Source organism: Chlorogloeopsis sp. ULAP02 (assembly GCF_038404745.2).
Lineage (GTDB): Bacteria > Cyanobacteriota > Cyanobacteriia > Cyanobacteriales > Nostocaceae > Chlorogloeopsis.
On sequence record NZ_JAYKTT020000088.1, the window covers coordinates 158,962 to 173,730 of the forward strand.

Sequence of the window (14,769 nt, forward strand, 5' to 3'; positions counted from 1 at the left end):
AAAACGATACTATGACACATTTACGCTTAAAAGGAATTACTAAGAGATTTGGCTCATTTATTGCAAATGACAATATCAACCTTAGCGTTGCAGCAGGTAAAATTCACGCAATTTTAGGTGAGAATGGCGCAGGTAAAACCACATTAATGAATATTATTAGTGGAATTTATCAACCCGATTTTGGTCAAATTTATCTGGAGGAAAAATTAGTCAATATTACATCTCCCCAAGAGGCAATTAAACTAGGTATAGGTATGATTCACCAACACTTCATGCTTGTACCCCAATTGACAGTAACAGAAAATATTATTTTAGGGAAACAGAAATATTGGCATCTGAATCTACATAAAAAACATCACGAGATAGCAGCTTTATCTCAAGCTTACAGATTAGAAGTTGAACCTACTGCCAAAGTAGAAAATTTACCAGTTGGAATGCAACAGCGGGTAGAAATTCTCAAACTCCTCTACCGCCAAGCAAAGTTATTAATTCTCGATGAACCAACAGCTGTTTTAACACCATTGGAAGTCGAGTCTTTGTTTACAATTCTCCGTCAATTAGCAACTGCTGGAAACACTATTCTTTTCATCAGTCATAAGCTAGAAGAGGTAATTAACCTGTGCGATACAGTCACAGTGTTACAACGGGGAGGTATAGTAGCAACAAAAATAACTCAAGAAACGACGCCTCAACAATTAGCAAACTTGATGGTAGGGCGTGAAGTTTCTTTACAGCTACATAAATCTCCAGTCTTGCCGAGAAAGACGGTATTGTCAGTACAGGAATTACAAGTTGCAGATGAGCGAGGTGCGATCGCTGTTTGGGATGTAACTTTTGAACTGCGAGCGGGAGAAATTTTAGGTATTGCTGGCGTGGATGGTAACGGGCAGCGAGAATTAGCAGATGCTGTAGCAGGAATGGGAAGTATTAGGCGGGGGAAAATTGAGTTTACACACAACTCCTTTCCTCCTGTGGTAGGGTATATCCCTGAAGATAGGCAGAAAACGGGTTTAGTATTGCAATTTAGTATTGCCGAAAATCTGATTTTAAAGGCTTTTAAGAAAGTACCGTTTTCCCGTCACTTTTTGCTGCAACCTCAAGCGATCGCTAAAAACGCCAAGTCTGCAATGCAAGAGTTTGATATCCGGGCAGTGGGGATTGATGTTAAGGCAAGTCAACTTTCGGGAGGAAATCAGCAAAAGGTGGTATTGGCGAGGGAATTGAGCGGAGAACCCACGTTAATTGTCGCGATGCAACCAACACGAGGATTAGATGTCGGGGCAACAGAAGCAGTACAGCGGCGGTTGTTGGCAGAACGCGATCGCGGTGCAGCGATTTTGTATATTTCTACCGAATTAGAGGAAGTGATGGCAATGAGCGATCGGATTGCCGTCATGTACAGAGGTGAGTTTGTAGGTATGTTGGATGCCCAGAGAGCGACAGTCGAGGAAATTGGTTTGTTGATAGGTGGAGGGATAACAAGACGCTCTGACGCGGGGAGGAAATTCCTATCTTAGTGGTTGATCGCATTATTGATCGACAACCTATCATTTATGTAGATGAGATTTGGAGTCAAATCACCGAGGAATGAAATGACTGAAGCAGCAATGAGAACCTTACACACCAAAATTGATGCTGGAGTAAAAGCAGCTATTGCCGCAGCGATTGAGTAAATGATTAGAACTAACCGTATTCAACGCCTGACTCTACCAATTTTCTCACCTCTAATTGCTATAGCATCTGCTCTCTTTGTCGGCGCAATTCTAATCTTACTTGCAGGAGCTAATCCTGTTACTGCATATACCACCCTATTTCAAGAATCTCTCTCTACATATTTTGGATTTGGCAATACTCTCACCAAAATGACACCCCTATTGTTAACTAGTTTAGGGGTGTTGGTAGCGTTACGTGCAGGGCAATTTAATATCGGTGGAGAAGGGCAAATTTATCTGGGTGCTTTGGGAAGTACTTTGGTAGGGTTGTACGTGCAAGGTTTACCGGGAATACTTCACATACCACTGGCATTGTTGACTGGTTTTCTCTTTGGTGCGGTTTGGGGCTGGATTCCGGGTTATCTCAAAGCTATACGCGGGGTAAATGAGGTAATTACTACGTTGCTGCTGAATTATATTGCAGTGAATTTGATTAGTTACTTAGTTCAAAACCCACTGCAAGCACCAGATGCACCTAGCCCCTACTCACCTTTGATTGCCAAGTCTGCACAATTGCCGATTATTTTACCAGGAAGTCTCGCTCATGCGGGAATTTTGCTGGCGTTAATTGCAGCAGGAATTTTGTGGGTATTATTAGTGCGATCGCCTCTCGGTTATCAAATCACTGCTGTCGGATTTAACCTGATCGCTTCTCGTTACGCTGGTATTTCTGTAGAACAGACAATTATTTTGGTGATGGGTGTAGCGGGTGGTTTAGCAGGGTTGGCAGGTGCTTGTGAGGTGATGGGGTTGAAATATCGCTTGTTTGAACAAGTTTCCCCTGGTTATGGATTTGATGCAATTGCGATCGCCTTCCTCAGTCGGGGTAGTGTTTTAGGCGTGGTTCTAACTTCTTTATTTTTTGCTGCCTTGCGTAGTGGTGCGAATGTGATGCAGCGCAGTGCAGGTGTTCCCGTCACTGTAGTTTATGCTATTCAAGGTTTGACTGTATTGTTTATTGCTATCAGTCTTGCAGTGGAAAGACGAATGAAATGAGCGGCTAAATTCAAGTTTATTTCTAAAGCCTTATTAGCCGACTTGCAGTAATTGTCTCAATGCCATACGCTTCATATACTATTGTTAGCACAAGTCTACAATCAAAAATACTATCAATAACGAGCACTCGTAGACATTTGAGTAAAATCACCTCAAAGACATACAAATAAAAGTAATACAAAATAATACTGAGCAGTATTTTCTTTCTACTTGCAGATGGAGGAATCTAATTTCTGCTGCTAATACCTTATTGATTAGGTAGATGCAGGGGTGAGTTTTGAAAACATTTTCTATGAACGCAACATCTGACTTTCATTACTTTCAGGGAAGTTCTTTTTCCGATTTGTTTGCTCAAGACACTACAGACGCACGTTATGCGTTCATCCTAAATTATCCTGCAACTGCTAGTTGGGCGGCTTACCCCAATACAAAAAAATACTTTCTTCAAGACGGTAGTAGTGAAGCGACTAAAACTCCCTTCGACAAAGTTTGCCAAAAGGAAGCTTGGAAAAATCTGGCTGTGTTAGGCGACACCCTGCCAGGGATTGTCATTATTCCACCACAAAAATTGCTAATTGACTACTGGCGCGAGCATTTTGGCTTTAGCTACTCCAGCATGGAGAAGATAGACTGTTCGACTTATTTAGATGAACTCAGTCATAGCGATCGCTTTGATAAACTCATCACTCTATTTCCCTTTGATCATCTCAAACCCCAAAAACACGCGATCGCACAAGACACTCACTACCACTTACTCAGCAAATTAACGCTAGCAGAACTAGGAGTACAATGTCCGAAATATCAGAGCTATAATCTCCACGCTGTCAGTCTCCAAGATATTCAGCTACCAGAACAATTCCCCTACTTAATCAAAACATCCCACGGACTCTCAGGAGAAGGCACCTATATTATCAATAGCAATAGCGATTTGAACTACTGCTTTGAAGAATTGAGGAAATATCTTGATATTAAGTTACTCGATGTGATTATTGTCTCGGAGTTCGTCAAGAATGTCGTACAAAACTACTGCGTACAGTTTTATGTCAATAAAGCCGGAGATATAAGGCTCATCGGCACTACAAGCCAACTTGTCACCCCAGAAGGCAATTATTTAGGCGGGCTAATTCACTACCGCGAAACTAACATGAGCAAATTCTTTGAGATGATTGCCACTATTGGTAAGTACGCTCACCAGCAGGGCTATTTCGGCGTGATAGGCTTTGACGTGCTGGAAGATAAAGAGGGGCAGCTTTATGCTATTGATGCCAATTTCCGAGTTAATGGTTCAACGCCACTTTGCTTGCAGCGTCATACTCTTATGGAGCTGGGTAAGGAAGTAGCTAAATATTCCACAGACTACCGCATGGATGGGACATTAGATTCTATTTTAGTAACCTTGAAACCAGAATTAGAGCGCAAAGACTTTATCATTTTGTCAGCTTTAGAAAAGGTTAAATACGGAAAAATCTACACCGAAATTTCCGGAATTGTGAGTGGAGAAACATTGGAAGAAATGCAGTATATTGAGCAGAATTTACAAAACAAGGGATTGCACTGGATTGGGTAAACAGTATGCTTTCAAGTTTTTATTTGGGAAATTCTCCTCCTCAGAAATACTGTTGTTAGTATCGCGCCGCATATATGTCAAAAACATTTGTCTAGCTCAAGGCATATTTACTGTGAAGTTTGTTTGTTTGCTTAAATACAATTTTGAATCAAGTAACGAAAATAAGCTCCACATATAAATCATAACTTTAGTAGTCAGATATAAATCAATCTCAACTTTTGGTAGAAGTCGATATAACAAACATAGCTTATTGTTGCTTTATAAGTAGAAAAATCAATAAGGACATAAATCTTACCAAACAAAAATTATAATTTTTATCTAAAAAAATTAACTAATAAACAACAGTATTAGTAATAGGAGATTCCAAAAAGAAATTATTAACTTGCTGTTAAATGACTTCAGTCATTCCACGAACGCTTAAAGCTTAACGAATACACAAATACACAAATCAAAAAAAGCAGGAAAATATATGACACTCAGCATCATTGTTCACGGTGGGGCGAAAACCATCTCAAAAGACAAGGTTGCAGCCAACAATGCTGGCTGTTTGGCAACTGTAGAAGCTGGCTGGGCAGTGTTGACACAAGGGGGATCTGCCCAAGAAGCTGTTGAGGCAGCCATCCGTGTTTTGGAAGTCGATCCGACATTTAACGCCAGCCTGGGGGCAACACTTAACAACGACGGAGAAGTAGAACTAGATGCGGCAATGATGGAGGGTAATACCTTAGGTTGGGGAGCAGCAATTTATTCAGGATTGCAGTGATGATGAGATTCGCGATCGCCTACAGGATATGCTCAAAGACGATCAAAAAAACCTGGGCGTTCTTGATACTGTGATTGTTCAGTACGGCGTTAAGGGTGAGCCTAAGAAAACAACCCAAAAGATGATTGCGGAAGTTCAGGAACTAATGGAAGGTTCTGAACTAACTTTGTTTGAAAAAGTACAAGAGCATGAATTGCTCAAGCATAAGCAAACGATAGCTGGACTATTAATCCACAAAGCTGCTCAAGTTGTTGGTGCTGATGTTGAAGCTGCGATCGCTCCTTTGAATACAGTTAACTTTGAAAACCGCGCTCATCAAGAGCAACTCAAAGGGATTCTAGAAATTCTGGGTGTTCGCGAACTGACAGGACTACAGCCACAGCAGGGACTGTGAGCAGATGGCAGCTTCACTCACCGAGGAAGATAGCTAAAGAAAATTTAGCGATCGCATTAACCCTGCTAATATCTTGCACCATTCGATCTAGTTCTCGTTACCAGGTTCAACCTGGTAACGAGGGTTTGTGGGTTTGCCTGATGGCTGTTGGTAGCTGTGCAAATGGTGATGGATAGCATCATCACACACGCACCTAGCTGTGTGCTGATTCTGAAAGCCTATAAAGGAAATCTCAACTCTGACTAATGGTAAACGTCAATATACGAAATATTGCATACACTTGGGGATCTACGCCTGAAGAAAGGCTGATGCCATTCCCATGTGATCGCTATATAGAAAATAGTGACGAAGCGTATTTCCGAGCCATAAATGTGAAAGCATCAGAGCGAATTTTATTTCGATGGCTATGTCAACTCAAGGTTGGCTCTTACAGTTATGACTGGATTGATCGCCTCGAAAGGATGTTTTTTCCGGTACAAAACTCAATCTTAGAGCCTCCAAGTCCTAAACAACTAATTCCAGGTGTGGAAAATTTAGCTCTTGGTCAAAGAGTTATGGGCATTTTTAAACTTGTTGAATTTGAAAAAAATCAACATTTAACAATAGTAATGGATGACGAACGAGCTATAGATATGTTTGGTAATATTGCAGCAAGTTATGTCATTTTTCCAATTACAGAAAATAGTTGTCGTCTAATTCTTAAAGGACATATTCAATATCCTAGAAATAATTTTTGGTCATGGATACGTTATGTTTTGCCGTGGGGAGATTTAGTGATGATGCGTCAGCAGTTTTTGAGGCTAAAAAGTCTAGCTGAAAATCAGGCTTCACTATAGCTGGAGGTGAAGATTTAGAACATGAGAAGGTACAAACTAGTCTTCCGAATCATACTAGCAGTAGGAATGGTAATAGTTGGTGCTTTGCACTTTACTCACTCAGGCGGATTTGAGAAGATTGTGCCGGATTACCTTCCCCACCATCTAGCATTGGTTTACACTAGCGGATTTTTGGAAGTTTTGGCTGGAGTAGGATTATTAATTCCTAATCTTAGCCGTTTTGCTGCATGGCTTCTCGTTGTACTTTTTATTACTGTTTTCCCAGCTAATCTATATCAGGCAGTTAATAACATCGAGGTTGCAGCATTACCACACGATCCGCCACTGATTTGGTTGCGGCTCCCTTTTCAGGCTTTATTAGTGGCTTGGGCTTGGTGGTTTACAAGAGATAATGTAACTGAGAAACTGAATGGGTAAGCTGCAAATTGGAACTAGTGGTTGGGTTTACAAGCATTGGATGAATATTTTTTATCCAGCGCATTGCAAGAGCGAACAGCAATTATCATTTTACGCCCAGCATTTTTCGACTGTAGAAATTAACTTTTCCTTCTATAAGTTGCCAGAAAGGTCTATTTTTGAAAGTTGGCGATCGCAAACTCCAGAAAAATTTATTTTTGCTGTTAAAGGTAGCCGCTACCTCACGCACATGAAGAAATTAAAAGATCCAACTGAGCCATTATCGCGCCTAATGGAGCGTGCATCTGGATTGCAAGAAAAACTTGGCCCGATTTTATTTCAATTTCCTCATACTTGGCACGTTAATATTGAGCGTATTCAGCCCTTTTTGGAATTGCTGCAAACATTCCCACAACAACGATTTACATTTGAATTCCGCCATTCAAGCTGGTTGATTCCAGAAGTTTATAAACTACTGGAACGTGCAGGTGTAGCGCTTTGTCTACCTGTAAGCCCAACAGTTCCCCTTGATGTCTATTTGACTACTCCTTGGACTTATATTCGTATGCACCAAGGGCAATCAAGTATTGGTTACAGCGATGAAGAGTTAACTACCTGGGCTGAACGTATCCGTTCTTTCCTCGCCCAAGGATTTGATGTGTACGTATACTTCAATAACGATCCAGATGGTTATGCTATTCGGGATGCTCAACAACTGCAAAGGACATTGATTTGATACCTATTAACAATATATTTACTGATAGTAAATCTTCAACTGATACCACTTTTTTAGCAGTTGTGGAATTCATAAACTTTTTGTAGCCACGGTCACTAATTAACTTAAAAAAAAGACTATTCTTCTGATAGAGATTAGTTTGTTCCTATAGTAGAAGATATAGGAAAACAGTAGCAGGTATTTTAAGTATTAGTTTGATTTTTAAAACTTAATTAAGTACTAAATTTGTACTCTAAATATTATTTTAAGGCACAGATGACAGCCCAACTCAAGCCAGAAGATGCCCCAGATAATTTATTTGAGGCAATCTCAGACTTCGATCACGTTGAGGGAGATTTTAGCGATCGCCACTTACTTTGGCTTTATTGCTAAACCAGATCTATTGGAGCTACGCACGGGGGAGAGCAGCACTCGTAGCCAAGGATAAAAAGAAAACGTCGTGAGACAAGACAACAACTTTCCTCCTTACTCGACACGACGGCAACTACGTCGGTTTGGGCTAGCAGGTATGATTTTACCGCTCGCTGTCTCTCAACTATACCAATTGCCAAAAGTGGAACTTATTAGTTATGGAAAGCTCAAAGCAAATTGATTCAGGAGCTACTGAAGGACGGTTGTTGTCTCGCCCAACTCGCCCCACAACAACTGCTGTGGCGGGGTTATACCCACTAGGGCTGGATGCACAGCGAGATGGTTTTGTCTATGTACCCAAAACCTATCAAGCAGATCAGCCCGCTCCATTGGTGTTGATATTGCATGGAGCAGGAGGCGATGCGGAGGGTGCGCTGAGAATCTTCCACAATCTGGCAGATCGCTTTGGGACAATTCTGTTGGCAGTAGACTCACACCAACAAACTTGGGACATTCTTCGGGGTGGTTACGGCCCTGATATTGTCTTTATCGAGCTGGCATTAGCACAAACTTTCAGTCATTACGCTGTCGATCCAAACCAGATAGCGATCGCTGGGTTCTCGGATGGTGCTTCTTATGCCCTTTCGGTTGGCATTACCAATGGTGAGCTGTTTTCCCACATTATTGCCTTTTCACCAGGATTCATGACTCCTGCTAGACAACAAGGAGAACCGCATGTGTTTATCTCTCATGGGAAGTTGGATACGGTGTTGCCAATTGAACGGTGCAGTCGTCCGATTGTGCGGCGGTTAAAACGGGCAGGCTATGAAGTACAGTACCATGAATTCAACGGATTCCACACAGTTCCGAGTGCGATCGCCTAAAGAGCTATGGAGTGGTTTACTCAACCAGCACCAAATGGAAACTAAGGAAATCTACACGCAACCAAGCTCTTCATCTTGATCTAGATAAATTGGCAATGATAATGGAATATCTATTAAGTTTAATAAGTTCTAAATATAGAGAATTTTTCTAAATTTAGTAGTCCATTAAATTAAGCAATAATATATTCAATTATACAAAGTTAATTTGCATAAACTAACTCTTTTGGTAGCTGTTGTTTAAATATAATTATTTTATATTAAGGATAGTTAGAACATCAAAACCTCTCTTTTAGATTTAGCAGCTCATTACAATTGCCTCAGTTATTCTGAGGCAATTTTATTTACTTTAAAAGTAAAGCCTTTCGACAAATGGAGAGTTTTTATTTGTAACAAATAAAAACAATTTGTATTTGACAATACTAATTAAATTTACATTAAATTCAAGCTTTAGATAGAAGTTTTTATCCACTGCAATCAGCTATAAAAAATATCATCTTATAAAAATAAAAAACTTGAGAACATATAAATAAATTTATTATGGATGGAATAAATTTTATTAAAAATGAAGTAATATATCTGTTGGAAAAGGGTCTTGTTAGTCGGAATCAACCGATTTTTATTCTCTTGAATTATATAACCACCTGTGAATGGGTTTTTGTGGAAAATGAGTTAGAAGAGAGAAACTTTAAATTTAACGATTCTATTGGCGATTTAATTAGTGTAGAAGAATGGGATAACGATTAATGCAATAAATCAACTGTGTGGGTTGAACATAGCTAAAACTTTTGAATTTTTGTGATAGTTTAAGGAGCGCGATCGCATTTATAAATTTGACTGTTAAGTTTGAGATGCACTGAGTTTATTTCATCGATGTCTTTCGTGCGTCTATAACCATCACACAGTTTAATGCCTGCATGATCATCTATGCATTACATTTGCACAGATGTATCTTGGCGTTGCTGAGTCACAGTATGAATCTAAATGTAGACGCTTACGCCGCAGTCTTAAGCGTCTCTACAAAAGTTTTGATTCCAACAAAATCACTTTCATACCCTAAATCAGCAATGCCTGTATTTCAAGGAAGATAAAGACTACTGTTCTGATGTATGCAGTTCATTATGCCTACTAAGCTTCAAGTGGCAAATAATCAGACAATGACGCACCAAAATTTGATGGCACTAACTCCCAACCTTGAGCTAAAAGGACTTGCATAGTGTGATATCCCTTGGAGCCACCTGGAATTTCATAATCTGGCAAGCAATATTGGGGAAAACTTGTACATGGTTGCCAAGGATCTTGAGGGGACAAACGCAGGTGAAGAATTTTCTGTTTAAATGGATGTGGCGAATGCCAGCACATTTGACGTTTCATTTTGACTTGTAACTGAAATTTAAGTAATGGTCAATTGCTATAAACCTGTCAGTGGAGCAGATCACAAACCACGTTAGAGCTAGCTAAATTCCAAAGTAAGTAAGTTGTAAGGCCGAGCATAGCCAAACGGCCGTTCCAAAGTTCGGCTTGGGGAGTCCAACCAAATATAAAGGCATTACGGTTTAATATATGGTGAGCTTGAGCAACAGGTTGTAAATCAGCAGTATAAGAGCCAGTTTTCATTGTCAAGGTTCCTTCAACAAATCTCAATATTTGCGTCATACATTAAGCTTCGCAAAAAAATATCTAATGATTCGATGCAGCAACGGAGTAAAATTACACAGACACATCGTTTCTACAGCACCACTCACAACATGAAGGTTGGATCTCGCATTTTGACTGGTGAATATCTGCGATCGCCTTCACGCCAAAAACCACCCCAAGCCTTGGCACAAGCAATGATGTAGTAATTAGAGATGTTTGGAAATATGGCAGCAGATTAGCCACATATACACAACAGAAAAACTCATGAATTTACGAGAATTCCAAACAAAAGCAGTAGAAAATAATGTTTTCATGACAGACAAAACAAATCCCACAAATCCTAATGAATTTGAGTCTATGTCTCTGGTACAAAGAATTAATCTAATCATCAGTAAAGAGTTACCTGACCTTCGATTCCTGAGTGTTATCTCAGTTAGCGTGGCAAGTTTATTATTTGTTGCTGCCATTTATTACGGAATTATCAATCCCTAAATAGATTACTTAAGCTAGGGAACCTTCCTCCCTAGCTCAGATTAACATTTTAACATTTGTCTATTGTTTTTCTTGTCTCTAATTTACGCTATTAATTTGTTAATTTGCATATTTTAAAACTCAATATGAAGTTGGAAGCCCCAACTTTGTCAGAGCATAGTTGGAGTAGTTCACATCTCCAAAACTACTGGGCGCAACCTTCCCTCTACCTCCACACTGCGAAAATTTGGATCAAAAGTTAGGTTCTCTAACTTACCATGATCAAGAATCACAAAAGTATCCTCAATTTTTGTACCAGGCAAACTTGGGTTCCAAGCAACAGCCATGTTTTCTGCCAAAGTATTAGTAGTAGTGGAATTGGCTATAATTTCTCGCGAAAGATATCCTGTGGTTCCCCCCTGATGATGTTCGCGGATGGCATTAGGAAATCCATGCTGTTGATAGGCTTGAGCTAAAGTTTCATAAACAGCATTTAGAGTTGTTCCAGGTTTACACAAGTTCAATGCTTGGGCTTCTATTTCGCGGATATGGCGGTGCAATTCGGTGGGTTGATCCGAAACTTTGCCAAAACTGACAAATCGCGTCAGATTGGCATATAAACCATATCCCCTAGCGCAAAACACCATCATCGCTTCCCGTCCAATCTCTTCCCCTGTCGGTGTAGCATGACGGTATAGTGGTAAACGTCTGTTGCCAGCAACTAGTATTAGCGCTGGATGTAGCCCCTTTGCCCACAACGCCTCTGCACCTGCACCTGCTAATTGATATTCTGTCCAAGTAGGTTTGGCAGCTTTGAGAACCTCTGTCATTGCTTCGCTTGCTTTACGCCCCACTTGACGATACCGCTCCAACTCGCTTGGCATCATTACCTGTTTATGTTCTTTTAAAGACGGAGGCAATCGCTTTTCAACATGAGGAATGGGGCGATCGCTCAAAATCTTCCCTCCGTCAGTAGCATTACGAACAAAAGCCTCACGAACGGTAACATCCGCCCAAGGGTTAACATTTAGCTTGAAATTAGTTGGTAGTTCTTCATTCACAAGACGCTGTGCTTCTATTTCGTCTGTTAATACCCAAGCATCCTGTAACGTTACCAAAACTTCTGCTATTCCAGTTTCAGTGGTAAGTAGCACAGTGTTAGAAGCGCCGGCGGTTGCCCAAGCAAACCAGTCTGTACCCCGTAGACGTATACCCACTGCTTCGGTTTCGGTAAGAGTTTGGCGGATTAATTCTAGTTTGGTAGAGACTTCTTGATTCAAAGAATTCATATTATTTTTATTGATAGACAATATATCTGAGTGCTTGAAAAGTTCATTTAGTATAGCCACTAACTTATTTGAGGAAGTTAGATAATATAAAGCCCTTGATGTTAAGAGCTATTAATGAGCACACTAAGAGTTGCCATTAACAGCAGCCTCTGTCGAATGAAAGACTTTAAAATTAATTTTACTTGTAAACAGGATTACAAATCTTTGCATCATATCAGTTACTAATAACTCGCACAACAGCTATCTGTTTAATCATTCTTTATTCTGAACTTTCTTTAACAAGCCAATAAATCAAGCAAACATTATATAACTGATAATTAACTCTTTAGATGGAAGCAAACTATTAATATAATTCGTAATTATTGAAGAACGCAACATCGTATAAAAGACTCAAACAATAGAGCTTCTTGCATTTATTTGCAAGAAGCTCTTTTTTTAGAATTTTATATGCATCAATATTCTTATTCTTGTATCAATAAATTATTGAACTACGTCTGATGTGAATTAAAATAGCAAGCAAAAATTATGTTTTAGAAATCGACCACTGTCTTGGAAAGCTTTGATCGGAGGAAACCTCCGCACCCTTCGGGAAGCCGCCTTCGGCGTCTACAAACTTTCCGCAGATAAACATAGATGCACACGGATAATTTATCTGTGTTTATCTGTGTCCATCTGTGGTCGTTATCATTATAAAATTGGATTTTGCAATCAATCTATTATTTGCTGCGAAGGTGAGTTCGGCTAATTAACATTAGAAGTTTTTTGTATACTAATTTGGGTTCTGTTATTGGTTCAAAGGTACTCTAATCAACTGATAAGCACCGCTCTTTCCTAAACTTTGATAATTAGATGGTTGCAAGCCCATTTCTGGAAACTTTTTTGGTTGCGCTAAAACTAATACAGAATCAGCCTGTGCTTTCTTCGTAGCATCTTTCCTAATATAGTCTCCCGCTGCTGCACTCATTTTGATGTAATTTACCTGACGCTGAGTGTAAAAAACAACAGTAGGCTTTTTGAAGCCTACCATGATTAATTCTTCTCCTGGTTTATGGGCTTGCACTGCGATCGCCGACAATTCTCGTAAAGGTAGTTGACGCTCATGATCTATCAAAAACAAAGCTGGGGTGAGGACAAAAATCATAAACGCCGCAAATCCTAACAAATTCACTCCCATCAAAGGAAACCAGCGGCGACGCAATATTAACACTGCCAAGACTACCGCACATACCAACCAGATCATACCTCCCAGCACTAATAAACCAGACTGTTGCAGAAGCTCGCGGAATTGAGGTGCAGCCGGATCGGTACCTATTAATTGGGGTACATAAAATAGTGCGACTCCTACTGCTGATACGAATACAACATTGAGCCAACTACTCCAGAGGAGAAAAGACGTGGAGAACTTCCTCTTGTCTTGAAAAAAATCACTCCATAATAGCGCTACGAGGATAGCTGCTGCTGGCATCAAGGGTAAAACATAGCTAGGAAGTTTGGTAACGGCGATTGTAAAAAAGCCAAAAATACTAACAAACCAGAAAAAAGCAAACAAACCTAATTGTTGCGATCGCTTTTGAGAACGCCAGTGCTTTCGCTGCCAAAATTTCACTCGTGCTATTGCTAGTGGCAGGTACACTGAGTAGGGGGCAAAACCCAGTAATACCACCACAAAATAAAAATACCACGGAGCGGCATGACCGTTAACTACCTCTGTAAATCGTTCAATATTGTGGTAACCAAAAAAAGAATTAATATAATTCCAGCCATTGCGCCAAATAACTAACAAGTACCAGGGCAGCGATAAACCAGCAATTATGAGCACACCCACCAGCAGCCGCATTTCCCGCATCACCTCAAATAGCTTGCCCAAGTACAGTAAAAATGCGCCAATAATTAACCCTGGCAAGACAATTCCCACCGGGCCTTTTGTTAAAATTGCACCAGCAATCAGTACGTAAAAAGCCAAGTACCACCTATTAGGGATTAGGGATTGGCTACTGGGTACTGGGTACTGGGTATTGTGTATTTCCCTATCCCCTATCCCCTGTCCCCTATCCCCACGTGCATATCCCAGAAAAAAGCAAAATAATGCTGATGCGATACAGCCAGTCAACAGCATATCTGAGACACCCGTTCTTGCCCAAATAATCATTTCGGGGCTTAGTGCCAGTATGGCTGCTGCTAGAGAGGCTGTTACCCAACGTCTGGTGGGGCGAGAAACTTGCTCTAAAATATCTTCTCTTACTAATTGCCACTGTACGGTGTAAAAAGTTAAGCTAATTACCCCCATTGCTGCGATCGCTGACGGTAGACGCACTGCCCACTCATTGACTCCCACAATTGCATAGGCGATCGCTTGACACCAATAAATTAAAGCAGGTTTATCAAAACGAGTTTCTCCATTAAAAAATGGCGTAATCCAATCACCACTCAGGTACATTTGGCGCGAAGCTTCTGCAAACAATGGCTCGGTTTCATCAATTAAGCCAATGCTTCCTAAGTGCCAAAAGAAAGCTACCCCACCAATCACAATCAACCATAAAACTGACAAAGCTACAGCAAGGGCTGGGCGCTTGCCAATATTATTTAATAACTGGTTAAAAGCGCGAATTGTCATTAGTCAAAAGTTAACATTCACTAGTCAATAGTCGTTGGTTATTAATTTTTTGTTCTTTGTTAATCTTTGGTTATGATACTTGATTAAGTTTATACAAGCTAACAGCCAAAATTTTGCTAAAAACT

Annotated in this window: 16 protein-coding genes and 2 pseudogenes; 14 read left to right on the forward strand and 4 right to left on the reverse strand. The window is 40.2% G+C overall.

All coding sequences use genetic code 11. The features are described from left to right. The first annotated feature begins 11 nt into the window (after window positions 1–11). The 12 genes and pseudogenes from U2718_RS32630 (at window position 12) to U2718_RS32685 (ending at window position 9,379) form a co-directional block, all read left to right on the forward strand. Entirely contained in the window at window positions 12–1,517 is a 1,506-nt protein-coding gene (locus U2718_RS32630; RefSeq protein ID WP_341994350.1) for an ABC transporter ATP-binding protein, read from the forward strand. Window positions 1,518–1,673: 156 nt separating this feature from the next. Next, window positions 1,674–2,708 carry an ABC transporter permease gene (locus tag U2718_RS32635; RefSeq protein WP_341994348.1) on the forward strand — a complete coding sequence of 345 codons (1,035 nt, stop codon included), beginning with the start codon at window positions 1,674–1,676 and terminating at the stop codon, window positions 2,706–2,708. A 292-nt stretch (window positions 2,709–3,000) separates the two neighbouring features. Continuing rightward, window positions 3,001–4,275: a carbamoylphosphate synthase large subunit gene (locus tag U2718_RS32640; RefSeq protein ID WP_341994346.1), complete on the forward strand. Its 1,275-nt coding sequence runs from the start codon at window positions 3,001–3,003 to the stop codon at window positions 4,273–4,275. A gap of 469 nt (window positions 4,276–4,744) precedes the next feature. Beyond that, window positions 4,745–5,038 (forward strand): isoaspartyl peptidase/L-asparaginase, encoded by a 294-nt coding sequence (locus tag U2718_RS32645; protein WP_341994344.1) that lies wholly within the window; start codon window positions 4,745–4,747, stop codon window positions 5,036–5,038. After that, window positions 5,010–5,429 (forward strand): annotated as a pseudogene (locus U2718_RS32650) (DNA nickase); the annotation flags it as partial. The gene U2718_RS32645 and the pseudogene U2718_RS32650, both read left to right, overlap by 29 nt. Next, a complete protein-coding gene (locus U2718_RS32655; protein WP_341994342.1) occupies window positions 5,429–5,608 on the forward strand; it encodes a hypothetical protein in 180 nt (59 codons plus the stop codon). The pseudogene U2718_RS32650 and the gene U2718_RS32655, both read left to right, overlap by 1 nt. Before the next feature lie 69 nt (window positions 5,609–5,677). Next, window positions 5,678–6,268 carry a hypothetical protein gene (locus U2718_RS32660; RefSeq protein WP_411813403.1) on the forward strand — a complete coding sequence of 197 codons (591 nt, stop codon included), beginning with the start codon at window positions 5,678–5,680 and terminating at the stop codon, window positions 6,266–6,268. A gap of 21 nt (window positions 6,269–6,289) precedes the next feature. Then, window positions 6,290–6,685: a DoxX family membrane protein gene (locus U2718_RS32665; protein ID WP_341994338.1), complete on the forward strand. Its 396-nt coding sequence runs from the start codon at window positions 6,290–6,292 to the stop codon at window positions 6,683–6,685. Beyond that, window positions 6,678–7,400 carry a DUF72 domain-containing protein gene (locus U2718_RS32670; protein ID WP_341994336.1) on the forward strand — a complete coding sequence of 241 codons (723 nt, stop codon included), beginning with the start codon at window positions 6,678–6,680 and terminating at the stop codon, window positions 7,398–7,400. The genes U2718_RS32665 and U2718_RS32670 overlap by 8 nt, the downstream gene beginning before the upstream one ends. A gap of 439 nt (window positions 7,401–7,839) precedes the next feature. Then, entirely contained in the window at window positions 7,840–7,992 is a 153-nt protein-coding gene (locus U2718_RS32675) for a hypothetical protein (protein ID WP_341994332.1), read from the forward strand. Continuing rightward, complete coding sequence (locus tag U2718_RS32680; protein WP_341994330.1) at window positions 7,970–8,635, forward strand: phospholipase; 666 nt, start codon at window positions 7,970–7,972, stop codon at window positions 8,633–8,635. Before U2718_RS32675 ends, U2718_RS32680 begins: the two co-directional genes overlap by 23 nt. Window positions 8,636–9,172: 537 nt before the next feature. Then, complete coding sequence (locus U2718_RS32685) at window positions 9,173–9,379, forward strand: DUF4327 family protein (RefSeq protein ID WP_341994328.1); 207 nt, start codon at window positions 9,173–9,175, stop codon at window positions 9,377–9,379. 381 nt (window positions 9,380–9,760) lie between these two features. Here the strand turns inward: U2718_RS32685 and U2718_RS32690 are convergent, their stop codons facing one another. Together U2718_RS32690 and U2718_RS32695 are read right to left on the reverse strand one after the other, a co-directional pair. Beyond that, window positions 9,761–10,006 (reverse strand): hypothetical protein, encoded by a 246-nt coding sequence (locus tag U2718_RS32690; RefSeq protein ID WP_016879143.1) that lies wholly within the window; start codon window positions 10,004–10,006, stop codon window positions 9,761–9,763. Between the two features lie 48 nt (window positions 10,007–10,054). Next, window positions 10,055–10,249, reverse strand: coding sequence for a chlorophyll a/b-binding protein (locus U2718_RS32695; RefSeq protein WP_341994325.1), 195 nt, complete (start codon window positions 10,247–10,249; stop codon window positions 10,055–10,057). A gap of 23 nt (window positions 10,250–10,272) precedes the next feature. Between U2718_RS32695 and U2718_RS32700 the strand changes: the two are divergent. Both U2718_RS32700 and U2718_RS32705 read left to right on the forward strand, forming a co-directional pair. After that, window positions 10,273–10,473, forward strand: a pseudogene (locus tag U2718_RS32700) (NADH-quinone oxidoreductase subunit B); the annotation flags it as partial. 61 nt (window positions 10,474–10,534) lie between these two features. Then, on the forward strand, window positions 10,535–10,762 hold the full coding sequence (locus U2718_RS32705; RefSeq protein WP_341994323.1) for a hypothetical protein: 228 nt from the start codon (window positions 10,535–10,537) through the stop codon (window positions 10,760–10,762). 170 nt (window positions 10,763–10,932) lie between these two features. Here the strand turns inward: U2718_RS32705 and U2718_RS32710 are convergent, their stop codons facing one another. Both U2718_RS32710 and U2718_RS32715 read right to left on the reverse strand, forming a co-directional pair. Further along, window positions 10,933–12,030: a M24 family metallopeptidase gene (locus tag U2718_RS32710; RefSeq protein WP_341994321.1), complete on the reverse strand. Its 1,098-nt coding sequence runs from the start codon at window positions 12,028–12,030 to the stop codon at window positions 10,933–10,935. A 784-nt stretch (window positions 12,031–12,814) separates the two neighbouring features. Further along, window positions 12,815–14,644, reverse strand: coding sequence for a glycosyltransferase family 39 protein (locus U2718_RS32715; RefSeq protein ID WP_341994319.1), 1,830 nt, complete (start codon window positions 14,642–14,644; stop codon window positions 12,815–12,817). Window positions 14,645–14,769 lie beyond the last annotated feature (125 nt).

Coding starts and splice junctions, on each gene's coding strand:
- U2718_RS32695 (WP_341994325.1), bottom strand. CDS start 10,249: ATGAAAACTGGCTCTTATACTGCTGATTTACAACCTGTTGCTCAAGCT.
- U2718_RS32690 (WP_016879143.1), bottom strand. CDS start 10,006: ATGAAACGTCAAATGTGCTGGCATTCGCCACATCCATTTAAACAGAAA.
- U2718_RS32630 (WP_341994350.1), top strand. CDS start 12: ATGACACATTTACGCTTAAAAGGAATTACTAAGAGATTTGGCTCATTT.
- U2718_RS32705 (WP_341994323.1), top strand. CDS start 10,535: ATGAATTTACGAGAATTCCAAACAAAAGCAGTAGAAAATAATGTTTTC.
- U2718_RS32665 (WP_341994338.1), top strand. CDS start 6,290: ATGAGAAGGTACAAACTAGTCTTCCGAATCATACTAGCAGTAGGAATG.
- U2718_RS32715 (WP_341994319.1), bottom strand. CDS start 14,644: ATGACAATTCGCGCTTTTAACCAGTTATTAAATAATATTGGCAAGCGC.
- U2718_RS32670 (WP_341994336.1), top strand. CDS start 6,678: ATGGGTAAGCTGCAAATTGGAACTAGTGGTTGGGTTTACAAGCATTGG.
- U2718_RS32640 (WP_341994346.1), top strand. CDS start 3,001: ATGAACGCAACATCTGACTTTCATTACTTTCAGGGAAGTTCTTTTTCC.
- U2718_RS32685 (WP_341994328.1), top strand. CDS start 9,173: ATGGATGGAATAAATTTTATTAAAAATGAAGTAATATATCTGTTGGAA.
- U2718_RS32635 (WP_341994348.1), top strand. CDS start 1,674: ATGATTAGAACTAACCGTATTCAACGCCTGACTCTACCAATTTTCTCA.
- U2718_RS32645 (WP_341994344.1), top strand. CDS start 4,745: ATGACACTCAGCATCATTGTTCACGGTGGGGCGAAAACCATCTCAAAA.
- U2718_RS32710 (WP_341994321.1), bottom strand. CDS start 12,030: ATGAATTCTTTGAATCAAGAAGTCTCTACCAAACTAGAATTAATCCGC.
- U2718_RS32660 (WP_411813403.1), top strand. CDS start 5,678: ATGGTAAACGTCAATATACGAAATATTGCATACACTTGGGGATCTACG.
- U2718_RS32680 (WP_341994330.1), top strand. CDS start 7,970: ATGGAAAGCTCAAAGCAAATTGATTCAGGAGCTACTGAAGGACGGTTG.